Genomic DNA, 16989 nt, shown 5'->3' with positions numbered 1-16989 from the left:
TCCAACTGTTGGCAAGACTGTTTCGAACGAAGCGGGCTGACAAGGGGGGGTCATTGAGCATTGGTTCCAAGGCAGGCGCCATGCCCACGGGCAAGCGACAGGCAAGCCAGAAGCCTCGCAATGTGTGTGTCGTTTCGGAGGTTGAGTTCGGCTCGACGGCGACTGGCGATCACGGGTCGGTAACCTACGCGCTGGCGCAGCATCTGGCCGGAACCGGCGATACCGTGACGCTGCTTTGGGCGCCGAGCCCGCTCGGCAGCCAGCCCGATGATCAGGAAATAGTCAGGCTGGGCAAATGGTGCTTCGACAATTTCCTGGTGCGGCTCGAATTGTTGCCGCCCTCGCCCGAGTTGCTGCGCGGCACGGAGTCCTGCGACAAGAACTCATTGGCCGTCTACCACTACCTCAAGCAGAATGCATTCGACGTTGTCTATTTTGCGCTTGAAGGCGGACTGGCGCATTTCTCCACCCTTGCGAAGCGCACAGGTGTCTTTCCCGATCCTCCTACGATCATCGTGCTCGCACATGAGCCCCTTGTGTGGAAGCTGGAAGCCAATTCACGGGCGGTCGAACGCAAGGAGCAGATGACCATCGCGCACATGGAAAAGAGGTCGGCCGAGACGTGCGACCATCTTGTCATCGCTGGCCAGTCGCTGCTCGACTGGATGGCCAAGGCGGGATGGAAGCTGCCCACCAGCCATCACATTGCTGCGCCCCTCGAGCCGGAGGAGTGGCGTTCCAACTTCGCTGTCGATCACTACAGGCCGCGGGATCGGCCAACCGCCGAAGTGATTCATTTTTCAGGCACAGAGGCGCGCGATGGGCTGACGCTGTTCTGCGATGCGCTCGATCGTCTGGCCGACAGCGGCGTCACCGATCTGACAGTGACGGTAGTCGGCGCGTTTGGTCATGTCCTGGGCGAGCATTCGGGTGGCATGATCGTTCGGCGTGCGCGGCAATGGCCGTTCAAATTGAAGCTCCTGCCCATTCGAGATGAGCCTGACATCTATAGATACCTGCGGCAGAGTCATGCTCTGGTGGCGATGACGCACTCAGCGGCTCAGCTGCCGCTGGAAGTGATGACGTGCCTTAACGAAGAGATCCCGTTCATTGCGACAGATGTCGGCAGCATTCGTGACGTGCTCCATCCGAAGTCGGCCGATGCCGTCCTGATGGATGCGTCGGCCTCCGCCATCGCGGCCAAAATTGCGTCTGTGCTGGAAAGCCGATCGTTTCGTCCGGCAAAGCCCCTGCAAAAGCGGGAAGCGCTCGAGAAAGCCTGGAGCGGGCTGCACGCGAAATTCTCCCGCGAACCCGGCAAGGTCTCCAGTCGCAGGCGGAGCCAACGGCCGCTCGTTTCGATCATCACTGCGCACTACAACCGGGTGCACCTGTTGCCGCAGGCGATTGCCTCGGTTCGACGCCAGGACTACCCCAACATCGAATTGATTGTCGTCGATGACGGCAGCACCGATCCCGATGCAATCAACCTGTTGGCGGAACTCGAACCGGAGTTCGAGCAGCGAGGATGGCGGATCATCCAGCAGAAGAACGGCTTCCTCGGCAAGGCGCGCAACACCGGTATCCGCGCCGCCAGGGGTTCGCTGATCCTGTTCCTGGACGACGACAACGTGCTGTTCCCAAACGCCGTCAGTACGTTCGTCGCCGGCATGCAAAATTCCGGCGCCGATATCTGCACGACCTTCGCCAAGTGGCTCAACGAGCCCTTCGTGCCGCCGGACACCAGGAGCGGCTATGTGCTCTACTTCCCGGTCGGCGGGCCGACGGACATCGCCATGCTCAACAATCCGTATGGCGATGCCAATGCGATGTTCCGGCGTGAGGTGTTCGACAAGATAGGTTACCTCAACGAAGAGCGGGGGTTTTCCGCAAGCGACTGGGAGTTTTTCCTTCGCGCGGATCTGGCAGGCCTGGAGATCGTCCCTGTCCCGGAGCCGCTCTATTGGTACCGGTCGGCACCGACGGGCATGAATCGAAATGCCGAGTGGCTGAGGAATCGCAAGCCGATCATCGCTGTCTTTCGAAAGCATCGATTCGCGAAAACGGAAATGTTCGTGCAACTGGCCATCAGCTCGAACACCGACAATCATGAGAAGGAGCTCAATCTCTGGAATCTGGAGCTGCGGGTTAACGACGAGCGGTATCTCAGGTTGAGTACAGGTCCCGCCAATACCGCGGACGCCATGCAGTTGCTGGCCGAGATCGCGGCACGCGAAGGCAGGGCGGATACCGCAATTTCGCTTCTCGCCCGTGCAGGGCGAAGCGACTTTGCTGTGGGTGTGGTTGAAATACTCAACGCTGCGACCGGAGAGACGGTGCCCGAGTTGAATTCCTCGCTGTACCGCGAGCAGTATCTTTCCGCCGAGCCCATGCGCCTGGCTCATGTCGGTTCGTATCCGGATGCCGATCCGGACCTGCTGAGCTATGTCGAACAGTCTCCAGACCAGTTGTTCCTCGAAGCAAGGGGCAGCAATGTCACCATGGCTTTGCTGAAGGGAGTCTGCCCGCCGGGCACCGTAGGCGCGACGTGTTGGGTTTACCTCGACGAGGAACTGACGGGCTCTGCGCAGTTTCAGCTCGCGATCGTAGACGCAGAAAACCAGACCTTCAGCAATCTCGCCCGGCTGCTTGAGGTTGGCAGCGGGAGCGGTTGGGCTGATGTCAGCCGACGGCACGAGGCGCGTGAGATAGGGGCGATGGTCAGTTCGCCGGCAACCGGCCGACGCGATTTGTTGTTGGCAGTCAAATGCGGCGGCAGCCGCCCGGAGGCGCGCGTCCTCGGCGGCTTTTCCAGCGTCCATATCCGCCATGTCGTTTCGAACGATGCCTGGCGCCCGCGCCTCAACGCACCCCAACAGCGCCAACGCACGCGCCGAATGACCAATGATGATCTGAAGCGTGCGGCGCTTGTGACGGATTATCCCTCCGAGCTGCCGACGCTGCTCATCGCGGGCGACAATGGCGGTATATTCCTGCGGCCGAACACGCACGGTCCGGTTGTTGCCGCCCTCAATTCGGCGTTCCCGGCCTTTGCCAGAAGTGTCATCGCGACAGTGGAGATCGCCCACGATGAAGCATCCCCATTCGAGTTCGCCATGGCGCTCGGCAGGCAAGAAGAAAAACTTGTGTGGAAACACGATGCACCTGTCGGCGCGCTGTCATTCTCGGGATGGACGCGCGTCTCGAGACCGTTCGAACTGCATGACCTGAAAGTTTCGACCCGGGAGGTCGATCGCAAGTGGCTGACGATCTACCTGGCAATCCGGCTGCCATCCGGCTCGAAGCCGATGCCGTCCAATGCTTTCTGGCGCAAGCTGTTGCTGGTGTGGGACTGAGGGGCGCGGGTTGTCGGGACGCGGTCGCGCCTTGTCGACGTTTAAGTGCGGTAGTAGATTAAGTCCGCGTGGAGGCGCCAAGACAATGAAGAAATCGCTGGGCCTTGTTCTGGCATTTATTGTCATTACCGGATGCGCAATGTCTTTCGGCGCGGCCGGCCAGGAACGCGACGTGGGGTCTAAATGCACGCAGTGGAATGCACATCGCGTCCTCTTCAAAAAAGGTGACGGCAAGATATCCGAGGGATCCGCGAAGGCCCTTGCGGCTTTCGTCAAGGATGCTGGGCACGATTGCGGCTACCGCCTTTACGCAACGGCGAGCAAGGAAGGCAACTACAAAAAAGCCTACGACATCGCTGGTCTCAGGCTCGATGCAACCGGCGATTTTCTCAAGGCGCAAGGCGTCAAGCCCGAAATGGTGCTGGTGCTTTCGCATTGGGTTGACGACGGCGCCGCCGACACCAATACGGCGCGGAGCGCGATACTGTACACGCTGCCAAAGCAAGGCATATCTTGCCGGCAATATGAGAAGCGCAGCCCTGTGCAGGTCGACCTGTTTTTCTATAGCCAGTCCTATGTGATCTCACCGAGGGTCAAGGCCGACCTCGAGAAGTTCGCCGCCAGCATCCGCAACTCACGTTGCAATGTCGAACTGACGGCTCTCGCGGCTACGGAATTCACCGGCGCCGACGCTGCAAAGACAAACAAGGAACTGGCCAAGCAGCGCCTGAAGGCGGTCGAGGATATCTTAACCGCAGCCGGGATCGAAAGCGATCGTCTGGTAGACACGAAAGTGGAGTACGTTGGCGACCAGAAGCCGAACGGCGTTCGCAATCGTCTGGCGACCGCATCCCTGATGTAAGCTTGCCAGATTAGCTGACCCGCGACGGACCCGCAACGATGTGGGCTACGGCGCACCACACCCGACGCTGGACGGCTGGAAGGCCCTCCTCGACCAGTTACTCGCGATCGGCACGGCAAGGTCTATGTCGGGCGTGGGGATTTCCTCCGGGTGGCCGAGGCGGCCCAGCAGATCGCCTATGTCGACAAGCCGACGAGATCGTCACCGCCTATCATCCACGGCGTCAATGACGGCCCAGGGATCTGGTGGGCTTTTCTGCTGGTCAGGTGTTGAATGTGGGCCGATCGTACGTCCGCGATCAATCCGCCGCAGCTCGGCGGCCTTGACCACCCGTTGCAGCCCGCCGACGTCACGAAATGACGGGCGGGCACCAGGAAGTCCCACGGGTTGCCTCTTCACGCCAGCACGCCTGTGCCACCGTCGCTGCCTAAGAGGCGGCGACGGTGGCCGCTTGAAGCAGAACCCGCGCGCCGGTAACCGCGTGGGCAGGCTCCACATATTCCGCCTCGTTGTGGCTCAGCCCGTCACGGCACGGCACAAAGATCATCACGGCAGGCGCCACCCGGGCGAGGAACAGCGCGTCATGAAATGCACCCGAGATCATCTGTTTGTGCGGCAGCTTTAGGCTATTGGCGGCCTCCTCGACGGTTTTGACCATATCGGGAGAGAATGCCGCCCCCGGCATGTCGAACGACCGACTGATCGTAACCGTGCAATGCTGAGCTTCTGCCTCCGCCGCGCACACCTGGCGCAGTTCTGCTTCGATGGCATCGAGCCGCTCTACCCGCGGATGCCTGATATCGACGGCGAAGACCACAGACTGCGGTATGGCGTTGATCGATCCCGGTTGGGCGGGAGCGGAACCTCTTTCCAGCCTTGGCCCGGCTGTCTGTGCACCCTGATGTTGGGCAGCCGGGCCGACGCCCTTCTGAATTCAATTATCGCCGGCGTCGCGGCTAACAGACGAAACCGTTATTTAGTCTGGTCCTCCCTGCCTTGGTGATCTCGCCTTTACAGATTCCAATCCTGGACGCTAAGCCAGCAGCGGCCACTCGCTGCTGTCAAATCAACAAGCCCCAAACATCAGGTCGCGGTTATATACAAAAAAGCCGGCCACCTTTCGGCAGCCGGCCAGTGCAAACAAGGAAGGGAACGTTGCACTGATGGGTCAGTGCACCGTCCGAAGCGTTTCCAGGCGACAATGTTCCACCGATGAGAGAACAAAGAAGGCTTCACCGCCAGCGCACATTCCCCTTAGCCGCGCTGTGTTGCCGTCGCCTGGTGTCTAAAGGCCTTTAACCAGCCACGGATCGGTGTCGTATCCGAGGCGCGGCTTTTCCGGCGTTCCACCGGCCGGCAATTTGGCGGTTCCGGTCGGCCTGCAGTCCAGCTCGAGCACCTGCTTCTTGGCCGAGTGCTTCGTAGAGCAAAGGTCCGTGGCGTGACTCACCACCACCTTCTTCTCCTTGGCAACAGCGACACCAGTCCCAGCGATCACGATCGCCGCGCAAAACACAGCTAATCTCATCATACTCCCCACCGTTGCTCCTCCCCAAAAACGCTGAGCATGACGTTACGGCACATATAAATTAGCGCAAGCGAATATTAACTGCCTAGTCCCTTCACATCGGCTCTGGTCGCCTCCCCCTTGCTGCCGGCGCCTTGCGATACCGGCAGCGCGATATGGTAGGATGGGCGCATGCCTGCTCATGATCGGAAGGCCGATGTACATGACTTGACCTACATCGCAGAGGGCTGCAACCGTCAAGTTTCCCAAGTCGTCGTGGCGATGAACGATCGCGTCGAGGATCGCTTACTAAGCGGCGTTTACTAGGTTCCGCTGGTCTAGCCCTACGCGATCACACCATAACCACGTGATGACAAATCAGCCATGTGTGTGGCGCGGCGGGCCTGTTCCGCTTGTGGCCGGCGCCTACCCACCCGGGTTCCCCAACCATGGCGTCGGCCATTTTCGTTCTCTCAGCTATTATAGGCCTTTGCTATCGGCCTATGTGTCGGCCTTGGATGGCGAGATCGCGGTTAGATCACCTCGTTCGTTTGGATGTTTCGCTGGCGTTGGGAGGAGGCGCATATGTTCGCCAGCCGGCGGATACCACACCGCCCCACCGGTCAGGCCCAGCGCGCCCGCTGCAAAGTCCCCGCAGACGGCTGCTGGGCCGCTGCGGGCAGCGGCTACTTGCTGACCATCCAATTTGAATGGGTCGAGCACACCTAGCTGTTCCTTGAAGAACGAAGGGAACGCCACCGGGAACTGGGTTCTAGCTAGCATGGCTAGGCTGAAGCGGCCCGCGCTACCCCACGAGGAAAGCGCGGGCCTGACCATTGCCGTCGGTCGGCAGCGGGAGGCATCCACACCGAGCGCTGCGATGGACGAACTTTTCCATTTACGCGTCAGTTCAATAACAAATACTTGTTCAGAATCGGACGAGCCATCCTGGATGGGCAGTACCGAGGCTGGTTGAATGGCTAACTTGTCATGCCACCTTAGTCAGGCGAACCCTCCGGGGAACCTCCCATGAGATAGCCTCTGCTTCAGGTCGTTGGCATTCAGGATGGCTGCCAGCTCTTCGGCATACTCCATGTCGGGAAGGTCGATAGATGGGTGGCCCGCTACAATAGCCGGCAGCCCGGTGAACACGTCGAACACCGTCCACGTCCCATCTAGTTCCCGCCTTACCTCGTACCGCAGAGTTGCCATGAGGGGATCATATAAGTCCGCGTTAGGGGTAGGGAATATTTGGTCCACGGTGGCGCCGGGCCGCCTGAAAGCACCGAGATGGTCGGCGCTCAGTAGCGAGCCCGCCCACCCGACATTTCGAATACCACGCCGGTATTGAAGTTGATGGCGTCCGAGCACAGCCAGGCCACCATGTCTCGCGCCGGCGCTGCCTCGAGTCGGATAGCCTCGAGCGGGCTGCACGAGGGAAGCGCGGCGCATGACCGTGGTGCCTACATTCGTCGTGACCAGGCGCCCACCTCATATCGGCCGACCACCACGCTTCCGCTTGCATAAGCCTCGGCGCGAATTCGATCTTGCAGCGTTTCGGGACCGAGTTCTGAAGCTGCGATAACGCCCATCTGCTCCATGACCGGAGCCATGGTCGTTGCGAGATCGGAGATCAGATCAATGCCGCTCATACTGTCTGATCCACCTCCGGCGAGAGCACTTACCGCCATGCTAGGGGCCGGCAGCCCGGCTTTTACGAAGGTCGCATGGAGCTGCAGGCCCATGTTGGGGTTGGTCCCTACACGACGAAATGTCTCCACAATGCACCGAAAGCAGTTGTCGTACGTTGGGACGGAGGGAAACGAGGCAGCGCCAGTCCAGTCGACTTCGTGGAATACCATCACGCCCCCTTGACCAAGATGCCGCGCAACCCCCCTCAACATCTCGACCGGATCGGGCGCGAACATAAGGACGTATCGGCCAACAACTGCGTCGAACGCTATATCGAAAGTGAAGGTGGCAGGATCACACTGGTGGAAGATTACATTCTCCAAACCACGTTGCGCGGCTCTCGCCCGAGCAGCGTCAAGAGCCTCCGCCGACCTGTCAGAGCCGATAACAAGACCTGTGGGTCCGACAATATCAGCCGCGAGAAAGGCGACATCGCCAGCGCCGCTCCCCACGTCAAGGACATGCATTCCCGCTCGAAGGCCAGCTCGCCGCAGGTAATCCCGGGTCATCGGGTCAACCAATGCCGCCTGCGTCGCCAGCCTTCTCAGTTCTCTTTCCGAATGTCCCAACTCGTATTCGTGCTGACGTTCGCTTGTCATACTGGCGTCCCCCCGGATGAAAAAGCACAACAAATCAGGGCTTGAATGCAGGCCTTGCGCAATCTGAAGCCGAGCGGCTCATGCCTACTTTAGAGATGTCTAACATAAATATCTGAAAGGGTGCCGTCTAGGCGCATCCTCAAACGAGAGAAGTCCTTCAGAGAGGGTGTGACGGCTTGGCCACCAGCACGGCAGACGACAAAGCGCGTTTTGTCCGGCAGGGGCCTTCTGGCTTCTGGTCAGGCACGGATGGCCTCAACTAGTAGTCAGTCCGATCGAGCACGACTCTGGAAAGAAGCTCAAGATGCCGTGGAGCACCGGCGGCCGGTTGAACAGCGTAACAACTCAGCATAACGTCTTGAACACCGCAGCCGGGTGGCAAATGCCTTCTGATCTCGCAAAGAACTTCTTTGCCTGGCAGACTTCGAACCTGATCGTTTGCCCCATGCCGTCTATGAGTTTATCGCCGGCGCGGCTGGTGACGAAATTACGATGCGGGACAATGTAGGTGCGTTTGACCTGCTGCGGATCAGGCCGCGGGTTTTGCGGGACGTCTCGAAGATCGACACAAGCGTTCACGACTCGGCCCTTGTGCACGGCGATGGTGGGATTGATGAGATCGCTCCGGAGTGCTCGGAGCCGCGCCAGCGTTCGATCTTCGTCCGACCCCGCCAGCCGGCTATATCCGACCACATCGGCGACCAGGATCGCCGCAAGTTTCCGAGTCTCGCTCACTTTGCCCACTCCTGTCGACAAACGACATAGCACGGACTGATCTACACGATCTTCCTTTTCGAAGGCGACTTTCGAAAGCCTGACTTCCGAGACAGTCTCAAATACAATCGCACGGGATCTGGATGGATAGCGCATTACGCCAACGATGAGCTGGTGGCGCGAGGCGGATCTTTAGATGCCGATTGGATCAACGTCCGAATCTGGCGCAACCGCAACATCCAGCGTGGTCGCCAGCCATGTCCGCTTCAGGGCGCGGCAAAATGCTGACCCACGGCCGGCATGAGGCGCATTGCTGCCCTTGGGGGACGGGATCAACCGATAACCAGCACGGAAAGGGCAAAGCTGAGCCCGAGTTGGACGACAACGCCGTGCCGACAAAGCGCGTGCCGCCAAGCTCCGTTACTGCCGCCGAGAACTGCGCGGACTCACCGACGACTGAGATGTCCCAGACCATTGCGACCAGGACGAACAGCCAGAGCGGCCCGTCAAAGACGAAGCCGATGGCCAGCGCACAGAAAACCGGAAACGATCATCATTCCTGCTGTGGTCAGGCCGCGACCGAAGCGGTCGTATAACACGCCGCCAAGCAGGCAGCCGGCGACCCCCGCCGCGATGGCGCAGAACGTCAGTCAGCGCTACGGTGAACACGGTCGCGCCGCCGGTAAGGCAGACATCGCCGGCCTCGTCGCCCACCAAAGGTCTCAATTTTGCAGATCGGCTGTCGGGGCGCACCTCCGTGATCTCGACGCGGCCGGTGATAATCTCGTCGACGCCGACCGCCTTGACGAACTTCCAGCCGAACACCGTGTCCGGACCGGGAAGGTCCTCTGCCACCAAAGCATTGAGGGTGCTGGAGGTACGACGGTCACAGTTAGTCCATCAGGCTACGACCAATAAATCCGACAAGGGAGAGTGCACCCGCGGGTCTAAGTGGATCCCAGGTCGCCCCGACTTCCTCCGCCAAAGTGCGCATTGACCCTGCCCATCCCGTAAGCTTGGCTGTCAATTCAGGCGTCATGCGGCTGTCGGATGCCCATCCTTCGAACACGTCGGCCAAGCGCATCATATGACGGTAACCGAGCTCCTCGCGCAGGTCCTCCGACCAGCGTTGCTCTGCAGCTTGATTGAATATGCTTACGAGTTCACAAGCTGAGGATTTCGACTGGTTCCCGCGCTGTTCCATCGCGTTCAATGCGAGCAGGTTATGCGCTGCGCAGCGAAGCTCGATTTTTTTCTCCGAGGTCAGTCCTTTTCCGGTCGCAGCGCGAATTTCAAGCTTCCGAGCCAGTTCAATCCTTTGCTGCGGAGCCAGGCGGGGCATCGGTACACCTTTCGCACGGTTCGGGCCTGAGCCCTCATCTTTTAATCTAGGATCGCCGGGATTTTTCGATTTGAACGCTTGCGCGAACGAAGCCGTAACCTAGGGACACTGGTCCTGAAATACATACACAACGAGCACGGATCATTGCGGAAGTGTGAAGCAGTCTCCCTGACAGGTAATTTTGCCCAGGTCGGGTTTTGGGACGAGCACGGGCCGGAACACATGAACGACCGCAGGCTTGCGATCGGCGTCAACGTACACCCGCCACCCGTTAGCATAACCCTTCTGAGACCCGTGAATATTGGCGCAATCAAACTCGACGGTGGTTTTTTCACAGACCCGCCGGAAGCAGATTGTTGCCTCGGGCGGTGGTGTATCGAGCGAGCCGTCCGTGTAATTGGCGCACCCCGCCAATGCTGGCCCGGGGATGATTGCAGCGAGAATTGCGGTGGCGGGAGCAATGATCAGAGATTTCATGACGATCCCATTTGGTAATCAATCTTGGAAACCCTGCATTCGGACCGTCATCGGCGACTTGCTGAGCTGCTGACTGAGAAGCGAAAGCTGGCGGGTTTGACACAAGCTGCTGTCGCCAAAGCTCTCGATCGACATCAACCTTTCATTGCCAACATAGAAAACGCCGATCGTCGTGTGGATCTCATCGAGTTTCTCGATCTGGCGAAGGTAGTAGGGTTTGATCCATACGAGGTCTTGCACCAGATCGAGGCCGTCGATCCGCGGACGGATTAGGAGTAGGCCCCGGAAGTTCCGCGACACACTGGCCAACAGTCAGCTACCTAAGGCCAGCAGCCGTAAGCGCTCGATAGACTGACCCCCGACCGATGCCGAGGGACGCGGCGATCTCTGACACGGACTTCTGTTGCTGGTACAGCACGACTGCTTCACCGGCCTTTGCTCGCGCCGTAGGCTTCCGCCCCTTGTATTTCTTGTCTGCCTTCGCTTTCGCGATGCCTTCCTTCTGTCGCTCTTTCATCAGGCCCCGCTCGAACTCGGCGAAAGCGGCGAACATGTTCAGCATCAGCCGGCCATACGCTCCGGTCGTGTCCAGCGTCTCCCTGCCAAACTGTAAGACCTTCAGACCTACACCACGTCCATGCAGGCCATCGACGATATCACCCAGGGTCCGAGTATTACGCGCCAAGCGATCGATCTTGGTGATCACCAACGTATCGCCCTTGCGCAGAAACTTGAGCGTACGATCGAGCTCCTGCCGATCCCCCAGGGCTGAGACCTGCTCCGAAAAGACTTCCTCGCAACCGGCGGCTTTGAGATCACGTATCTGGGCCTCGAGTCCCGCGACCTGCTCTTCTGTTGAAGTTCGTGCGTAGCCGACCTGCATCCAACTCTCCCGTGTCCAATAGCCTCTAAGCTTTTGAGTCAGAGCCGTCCAAAAGTCAATAGGAACCTTATTGGACGGCGCTAGGGCTTGTTGCAGGGCGTCCGGTAGACCCTGCCCATGTGGACGTGTTCTAGCATGTCAATGATCGCGGGATCGACACAGCCGTGCGCCTGAGCTGCCGTACCGATGAACAATCGGCGGGATGATTGGCTATGGCCTATCGCAAGAAGGGCATGGCGGCCGGCTCCGCCAAGGACCCTAGTCGTGACGATGCAGAGCGAGTCTCTGTTGACTTCGAGCCCCTTCGTGCACCTATTTCATCCCTGAGACTGGAGCCCTATCCGATGAAATTCGATGTCCTCGGACGCATCAACAATATGCGCCTCCCAGACGGCAAGACTGCCGTTCTCTATTCGGTGTACGAAGCTGTCAGCAACTCGATCCACGCGATCAACGATCGTCATACGGAAAAGTTGGCCGCCGAAAGGGGCCGCGTCGATGTTGACATCAAGGTGGACGATGCTGGCGATGTTTCTTCAATTTCCGTGAGCGATAATGGCGTGGGCTTCAATCCCGCGAACCTTGAGTCCTTCGAAACCAGCGACAGCCGCTTCAAGTACTCTAGGGGTGGCAAAGGAGTGGGTCGCTTCATCTGGATCAAACTGTTCGAGACCATTCGCGTCGAAAGCGTCTACGATGACGCCGGCGTGAAACGGTTGATATCTTTTCGCTTTGCACCAGCGGAAGCAAACTCAATCCAGGACAAGAAAGAGTTCACTGCCCCGGACCGTCCGATCGGCACGACGATAACACTTTCGGACCTCCGCGCCGATCAGAAGGGACGGGTCAGGCCAAGCTCATATCTGAAAGACTTAGCGCTCCACTTCTTTCCACAGTTCATCTCCGGAACACTTCCATCAATCAACATCACTTACAGAGGAGACGTGTCGAGCCTGAACAACTACATTCGTGATCATGTCGCGCCGCCTGTGCGGACGACTAAGATGGTGGACTTTGGCGACGGCGATGTTGAGCTGGTTGTCGATCACCTTTTTGTCGAACCGTCTATTTCTGCGGGATTGCGGAACGCCTATCTGCTAACGGCTCACGGACGTCTAGTCGGTGACCCAGTGTCGATTGAGAGAAAGTACGCACTCAAAGAGTTGGAGAACGGCAAGGCATATGTGGCCGTAGTAAGCTCCACCTTTCTCGACGAACGAGTCGATCAGGAGCGACTTGGCTTCAAGTTGACCGCTGATCAAAAGGAGATCTTGGAAAACGAGGTTCTTCTAGCGACCGAGGCTTTCCTGTCCGAGCACATTGCACGTCTCAGAACCGGTCAGAAGAGCACCGTTGCGAATATCCTCAAGGAACACCCCCAACTGGCTTCCCAGATCACTAATATCGATGAATACGTAACGTCCATCGCTCCCAGTATGGATGACGAGCAGATCGCACAGAACCTTTTCGTATTGCTTTATCGCGACGAGAAAGACCTGCGCAAACGCATAGCTCATTTGGACCAACTAGCCAACTTGGAGCCAGAAGTACGAGAACAGGCCGAGGAAACGCTCAGGGAAATTTCCAACCAGGAGAAGCATCGGTTGGCTGAGCTTGTGGTCAAACGTCATCAATTATTGCAGTTAGCCAACCTGCTCCTCAAATACGACGACGATCAGGAAGAGAGCTATCACTACGAGCGAGTCATCCATGAGCTGATTTGCCCAATGGGCGAAATGTATCGGACCGGCGAGTACGCTGACCACAATCTCTGGATGCTTGACGACTCTCTCGGTGCCTATGAGTTCTTCGCGTCAGACAAGACCATCAAGTCACTGACAACGGATTCGACATCCACAAAGGAACCTGATCTCGTGTTCTTCAACCCACTCGGCTTTCGAAGGGAAGGTACTAGCGACCCAATAGCAATTGTAGAGTTCAAAAGGCCGGGTGACGAGCGGATGAGCCAAGATCCAGTCAATCAGGTCTTGAATTATGTAGACCTCTTGAGAGGAAAGACGGTCCGCGACGTTGACGGGGCTGTGGTGTCCGATATCGATAACCAGACGCCGTTCGACTGCATTATTGTTTGCGATCTCACTGCTTCGACTCGAAGATCGTTGGAGCGCTCTATCGCCCAAAATCCTACACCCGACGGTGAGGGCTACTACGGTTGGTCGATACCGCATAAGGCGCGAATACGCGTGATGTCCTATGCCAAGATGCTGCGGGATGCGGAGGTCAGGAATAGAGCGTTCTTCGATCAGCTTGGGCTGGGCAGTCCTTCGGCAGCAGCGAAGAGGCGCTCAGCGAAGGCCCGTGAGAAAAGGAAGCCCGAGGCAGCTTGAATCACGCCCGGAGGATCTCCGCTCGACCACTTACAGGCGCAAAGCAGCCACGGCACGCGAAAGCCAAGGTTCAACATCTTGAACCGGTTACTCTACTCGTCCAGTCAGGTTACGACCAATAAATCCGACAAGAGACAGTCTTCCGGCTGGTCTTGGCGGATCCTAGGTCGGCCCGACTTCATCTGCCAACCGCCGCAGAGACTCTGCCACCCAGTCAACTTGGCTGTCCATTCAAGCGTCATGCGCCGGTCAATTGCCCAGCCCTCAAAAACGTCGGCCAAGTGGATCATGTGGCGATGCCCGAGCTCCTCTCGCAGGTTCTCCGACCAGCGTTGCTCTGCAGCTTGATCGAACATGCGTGCGAGTCCCTCAGCCGAGGACCTGGATTGGTTCCTGCGCTCCTCCATAGCGTCCAACGAGAGCAGATTCTTGGCCGCGCGGCGAAGCTCTATACTTTTCTCCGGGGTCAGTCCTTCGCCCGTCGCAGTGCGCGGATCTCGAGCTTTCGAGCCAGTGCAATCCTTTGCTGCGGGGTCAGACGGGGCATCGGGGCCTAGGCCACTCATCTACTAATCGAGGATTGCAGGTGTCGTTCGATTAAACTCTTGCCCGAAAGAAGCCGTAACTCAACGACACTAGTCCCAGAAATACAAAACACGTATCGAGCGAGCACGAATCACCTCGGAAGGTGTGAAGCACTCTCCCTCACAGGCAATTTTGCCAAGGTCTGATTCCGGGACACGCACGGGTATGCGCACGGTCGAATAGCTGCGGCGGCGAACGCGGGCCCTTCGACGAGATCGAGCATCGGAGCCGTGGCGAAGTCCCGGTAGACAATCAAAAGGTAAATTCTTCGCTGCCTGTCGCCTGAGGGAGCAGCGGGATCGGCCTGCGTTTCCGCCTTGACCGCCGGTGAAGCATCGCCATTGATCCACTTCGCCATGTGTGCATTCTGGGTGCTGTGGGGGCAGGATGGCGAAGTCAAAACACAAGAAGGCAGCAGCGCATCGAGCACGCGCTCGAGCGGCGACAAACTCGACGAGAATTCAGAAGGCACAGAAATCCAAGATGGCCGTCCCGCTTAGCCCGGCCGCCAGGAGACGGGTGCGCGTCGCCACCGCCCTCATGGACTACATCGCCGCCAACAACGACGGGCAGCGAACGGTCACCATCCCTGCTGGCCGGATCATTGCAAAGAACGCGGACGGTAACAACGCGGCAGTCACCATCGACGAGATCGGCGCGTTCGTAGAACGCATGAGGCAGGCCGGAAAGCTGACCAACGTCGAGACGCTGCCTGACGCCTACGCTTTCAGAATCGTGCGCAGGCCTGTCACCCAGAGACCTAATGCGAAGCCAGGGCCGTCATCTCAGTTGCCAGGCATAGGGCATGTGATGCGCGCCGTGCTCGCTGCCGTTGACGCAGGCGCGACGCGTCATGCCGCGGTTCGATCCGCAGTGTCCAAGGCGCTCGCTCTTCCGGTATCTGCGACGGCGAGGCATGCGTCGGAACACAGCTTCGAGGGACGCTTAGGTCTCTGCATCGAGCAGCACAAGGCGCTGGGCTACATCCAACGCGAATGACGTGCGATCTCTATCCTGCCGCGAGGCCATGCCCGGCTTCAGGACAGCAGGCCCTTCGAGCGGGACGAAATCCCGAAGAAGTACAGGCTTCCGGACAAGGCATCCAATACCGAAAGGCAGCCCCCCGCAGTGAACGCTCGAGACGTGAACAGACTTCTGCAAACAATACCGACCCTCGCTCCGGAAAGGCTGATAGTTCTCTGGTCGAACGCGGTGAAGGTTCTATCCGCCCCCTCCGGGACGGCGGAGCTTGAGCGCGCGCGAAAGGTATTAGAGGCAGTCGAGACGGCCTGGGACGCGCTCGACAGGAAGAAGGAAGAAGAATTCGCCTGGCCGTCTACGGAGGTGCGGGGGCATTCCGGAACTTTGACGGTGCCGGCATTCCGATCCGAGGGCATGCTTTCCTACCTTGAGTACCGGGTGGGGAAGACCGCCGGCCTTCCGGCTGTCCTACGGCAGTCGATCCTTGCACGCGTGTTCGAAGGGAAATTGCCGCGCGTCTTCGATGCCGAGTACATGCGAGCATGGGGAAGTCCCGGGAGTGGCCAGCGGCTCCGTAAGATGGCCGAGTCCTTGGCTGCGTTTGCGCGGAACGCGAAGAGGAGCGACGAGGATCGGCTCGAGGAAGCGATCCGGCAATGGGAACAGGACTTGGAATTCCTGCATGACAGGTACTACGTCGGGCGCTTCGGCTTTGGCTGGCCGACGACTTCAATCAACGATCCAATTCGGATGCTGGTTCAGCGGTAATGGCCCGCATCGGCCAATCCTTTGTGGTGTCGAAGGTCCCGTCTAATCCGCGGTAGTCAGGCTGAATGCCGCATTGGATGCGCCCCTAATTCGTCAGAAGCAGCAATCTGAAAGACCGCGGACAGCGTCATGGGCGCTTCTCCGTCAGTGCTTCGTCTCGTCTTCGTTCGCCTGGCCGGGCAGTGGGCGCGGTGGCATCCCCTTCGCTGCCCTTATTTCATTGATCATGGCAGCGATCTCGAAATGAAGCTCCGAGTCTGTCATCTGGTTGACCGTCGCAGTGAGATTGACGTTGACCTCCTTCGGAGCTTCGATCCCGAGCAGACGGGCTTTGGCTATACTGGCGGCCGTGGCCGCCGCCGACTGGCCATGCTCATGTGCCAAGGCACGGGCTTGTTCGAGCTCTGCGCAAAGTGATTCCTTGCTGACCATGAGACTTTCCGCGAGACCCTCGAGCAGATACCGCCGCCGATTCTGGATGTCAGGCTTTGTCAGGAGTTTTGAGGACTCCACGGCAGCTGCCCGGACGGTGCATTTGTAGCCGGCTTCGAGGTATGCCTTATAGGCGGGCAGCCCGTCCACGTAGCCTCGTACGAATGCTTCGTGACGCGGATTTTTAAGCGGTGCGCTCATTGCGTGGCCTCACCCAAATCAGCCACTTCTCTATTCGGAAGACCGCGTTGCGCGATCTCCTCCCGCTCAATCAGGCAACCCACTTCCACGCGCCGCAGTGTGGCCAAAGACGATTTGCAACATTGCGCGACGGTCTCCCAGGCGCGCTCGGCCTTTTGGATAATGCGAAGCTTGGTGGATTCGACCCTGCCTTCCTGGCTGCTCATAGGTTCTCGATCTCCAAACCAAACCACGTACACACA

16 protein-coding genes are annotated in these 16989 nt (G+C 58.8%); 7 read left to right on the top strand and 9 right to left on the bottom strand.

Annotated elements, in window-relative coordinates; genetic code table 11:
• Nucleotides 1–53 precede the first annotated feature (53 nt).
• Together NKI64_RS25290 and NKI64_RS25285 are read left to right on the top strand one after the other, a co-directional pair.
• Nucleotides 54–3356 (top strand): DUF6212 domain-containing protein, encoded by a 3303-nt coding sequence (locus NKI64_RS25290; protein WP_352670733.1) that lies wholly within the window; start codon nt 54–56, stop codon nt 3354–3356.
• Between the two features lie 85 nt (nt 3357–3441).
• Nucleotides 3442–4218 carry an OmpA family protein gene (locus tag NKI64_RS25285; RefSeq protein ID WP_352670730.1) on the top strand — a complete coding sequence of 259 codons (777 nt, stop codon included), beginning with the start codon at nt 3442–3444 and terminating at the stop codon, nt 4216–4218.
• A gap of 427 nt (nt 4219–4645) precedes the next feature.
• Here the strand turns inward: NKI64_RS25285 and NKI64_RS25280 are convergent, their stop codons facing one another.
• From NKI64_RS25280 to NKI64_RS25250, 6 genes are all read right to left on the bottom strand, one after another.
• Nucleotides 4646–5035 carry a M20/M25/M40 family metallo-hydrolase gene (locus NKI64_RS25280; protein ID WP_352670727.1) on the bottom strand — a complete coding sequence of 130 codons (390 nt, stop codon included), beginning with the start codon at nt 5033–5035 and terminating at the stop codon, nt 4646–4648.
• Between the two features lie 468 nt (nt 5036–5503).
• The gene (locus NKI64_RS25275) at nt 5504–5749 is read right to left on the bottom strand and encodes a hypothetical protein (RefSeq protein ID WP_352670724.1); all 246 of its coding nucleotides are present in this window, start codon (nt 5747–5749) and stop codon (nt 5504–5506) included.
• Between the two features lie 978 nt (nt 5750–6727).
• Nucleotides 6728–6937 (bottom strand): hypothetical protein, encoded by a 210-nt coding sequence (locus NKI64_RS25270; protein ID WP_023713668.1) that lies wholly within the window; start codon nt 6935–6937, stop codon nt 6728–6730.
• A gap of 251 nt (nt 6938–7188) precedes the next feature.
• Complete coding sequence (locus tag NKI64_RS32190; protein ID WP_502897689.1) at nt 7189–7884, bottom strand: methyltransferase domain-containing protein; 696 nt, start codon at nt 7882–7884, stop codon at nt 7189–7191.
• Between the two features lie 1738 nt (nt 7885–9622).
• Nucleotides 9623–10072, bottom strand: a complete 450-nt coding sequence (locus NKI64_RS25255) for a hypothetical protein (protein WP_352670721.1) — start codon at nt 10070–10072, stop codon at nt 9623–9625.
• Between the two features lie 141 nt (nt 10073–10213).
• On the bottom strand, nt 10214–10549 hold the full coding sequence (locus NKI64_RS25250) for a hypothetical protein (RefSeq protein WP_352670718.1): 336 nt from the start codon (nt 10547–10549) through the stop codon (nt 10214–10216).
• A 24-nt stretch (nt 10550–10573) separates the two neighbouring features.
• Between NKI64_RS25250 and NKI64_RS25245 the strand changes: the two genes are divergently transcribed.
• Entirely contained in the window at nt 10574–10822 is a 249-nt protein-coding gene (locus NKI64_RS25245) for a helix-turn-helix domain-containing protein (protein WP_352670715.1), read from the top strand.
• Between the two features lie 43 nt (nt 10823–10865).
• Here the strand turns inward: NKI64_RS25245 and NKI64_RS25240 are convergent, their stop codons facing one another.
• Complete coding sequence (locus NKI64_RS25240) at nt 10866–11432, bottom strand: recombinase family protein (protein WP_352670711.1); 567 nt, start codon at nt 11430–11432, stop codon at nt 10866–10868.
• Nucleotides 11433–11644: 212 nt separating this feature from the next.
• Here NKI64_RS25240 and NKI64_RS25235 point away from each other — a divergent pair, with 212 nt between their 5' ends.
• The 4 genes from NKI64_RS25235 to NKI64_RS25220 all read left to right on the top strand — a co-directional run bounded on the left by NKI64_RS25235 (nt 11645) and on the right by NKI64_RS25220 (nt 16114).
• On the top strand, nt 11645–13780 hold the full coding sequence (locus NKI64_RS25235; protein ID WP_352670708.1) for an ATP-binding protein: 2136 nt from the start codon (nt 11645–11647) through the stop codon (nt 13778–13780).
• Nucleotides 13781–14682: 902 nt separating this feature from the next.
• Nucleotides 14683–14865 carry a hypothetical protein gene (locus tag NKI64_RS25230; RefSeq protein WP_352670705.1) on the top strand — a complete coding sequence of 61 codons (183 nt, stop codon included), beginning with the start codon at nt 14683–14685 and terminating at the stop codon, nt 14863–14865.
• Nucleotides 14849–15364, top strand: coding sequence for a hypothetical protein (locus NKI64_RS25225; RefSeq protein ID WP_352670702.1), 516 nt, complete (start codon nt 14849–14851; stop codon nt 15362–15364). The genes NKI64_RS25230 and NKI64_RS25225 overlap by 17 nt, the downstream gene beginning before the upstream one ends.
• A gap of 144 nt (nt 15365–15508) precedes the next feature.
• Nucleotides 15509–16114, top strand: a complete 606-nt coding sequence (locus NKI64_RS25220) for a hypothetical protein (RefSeq protein WP_352670699.1) — start codon at nt 15509–15511, stop codon at nt 16112–16114.
• Between the two features lie 144 nt (nt 16115–16258).
• Here the strand turns inward: NKI64_RS25220 and NKI64_RS25215 are convergent, their stop codons facing one another.
• Together NKI64_RS25215 and NKI64_RS25210 are read right to left on the bottom strand one after the other, a co-directional pair.
• A complete protein-coding gene (locus tag NKI64_RS25215) occupies nt 16259–16747 on the bottom strand; it encodes a terminase small subunit (protein ID WP_352670696.1) in 489 nt (162 codons plus the stop codon).
• Entirely contained in the window at nt 16744–16953 is a 210-nt protein-coding gene (locus NKI64_RS25210) for a hypothetical protein (RefSeq protein WP_352670693.1), read from the bottom strand. Before NKI64_RS25210 ends, NKI64_RS25215 begins: the two co-directional genes overlap by 4 nt.
• Nucleotides 16954–16989 lie beyond the last annotated feature (36 nt).

It is taken from the genome of Mesorhizobium sp. M0478 (assembly GCF_040321305.1).
In the GTDB taxonomy this organism is placed as follows: Bacteria; Pseudomonadota; Alphaproteobacteria; order Rhizobiales; family Rhizobiaceae; genus Mesorhizobium.
The sequence above is the reverse complement of the archived record's forward strand: the minus strand, read 5'-3'. Positions and strand labels throughout refer to the sequence as shown.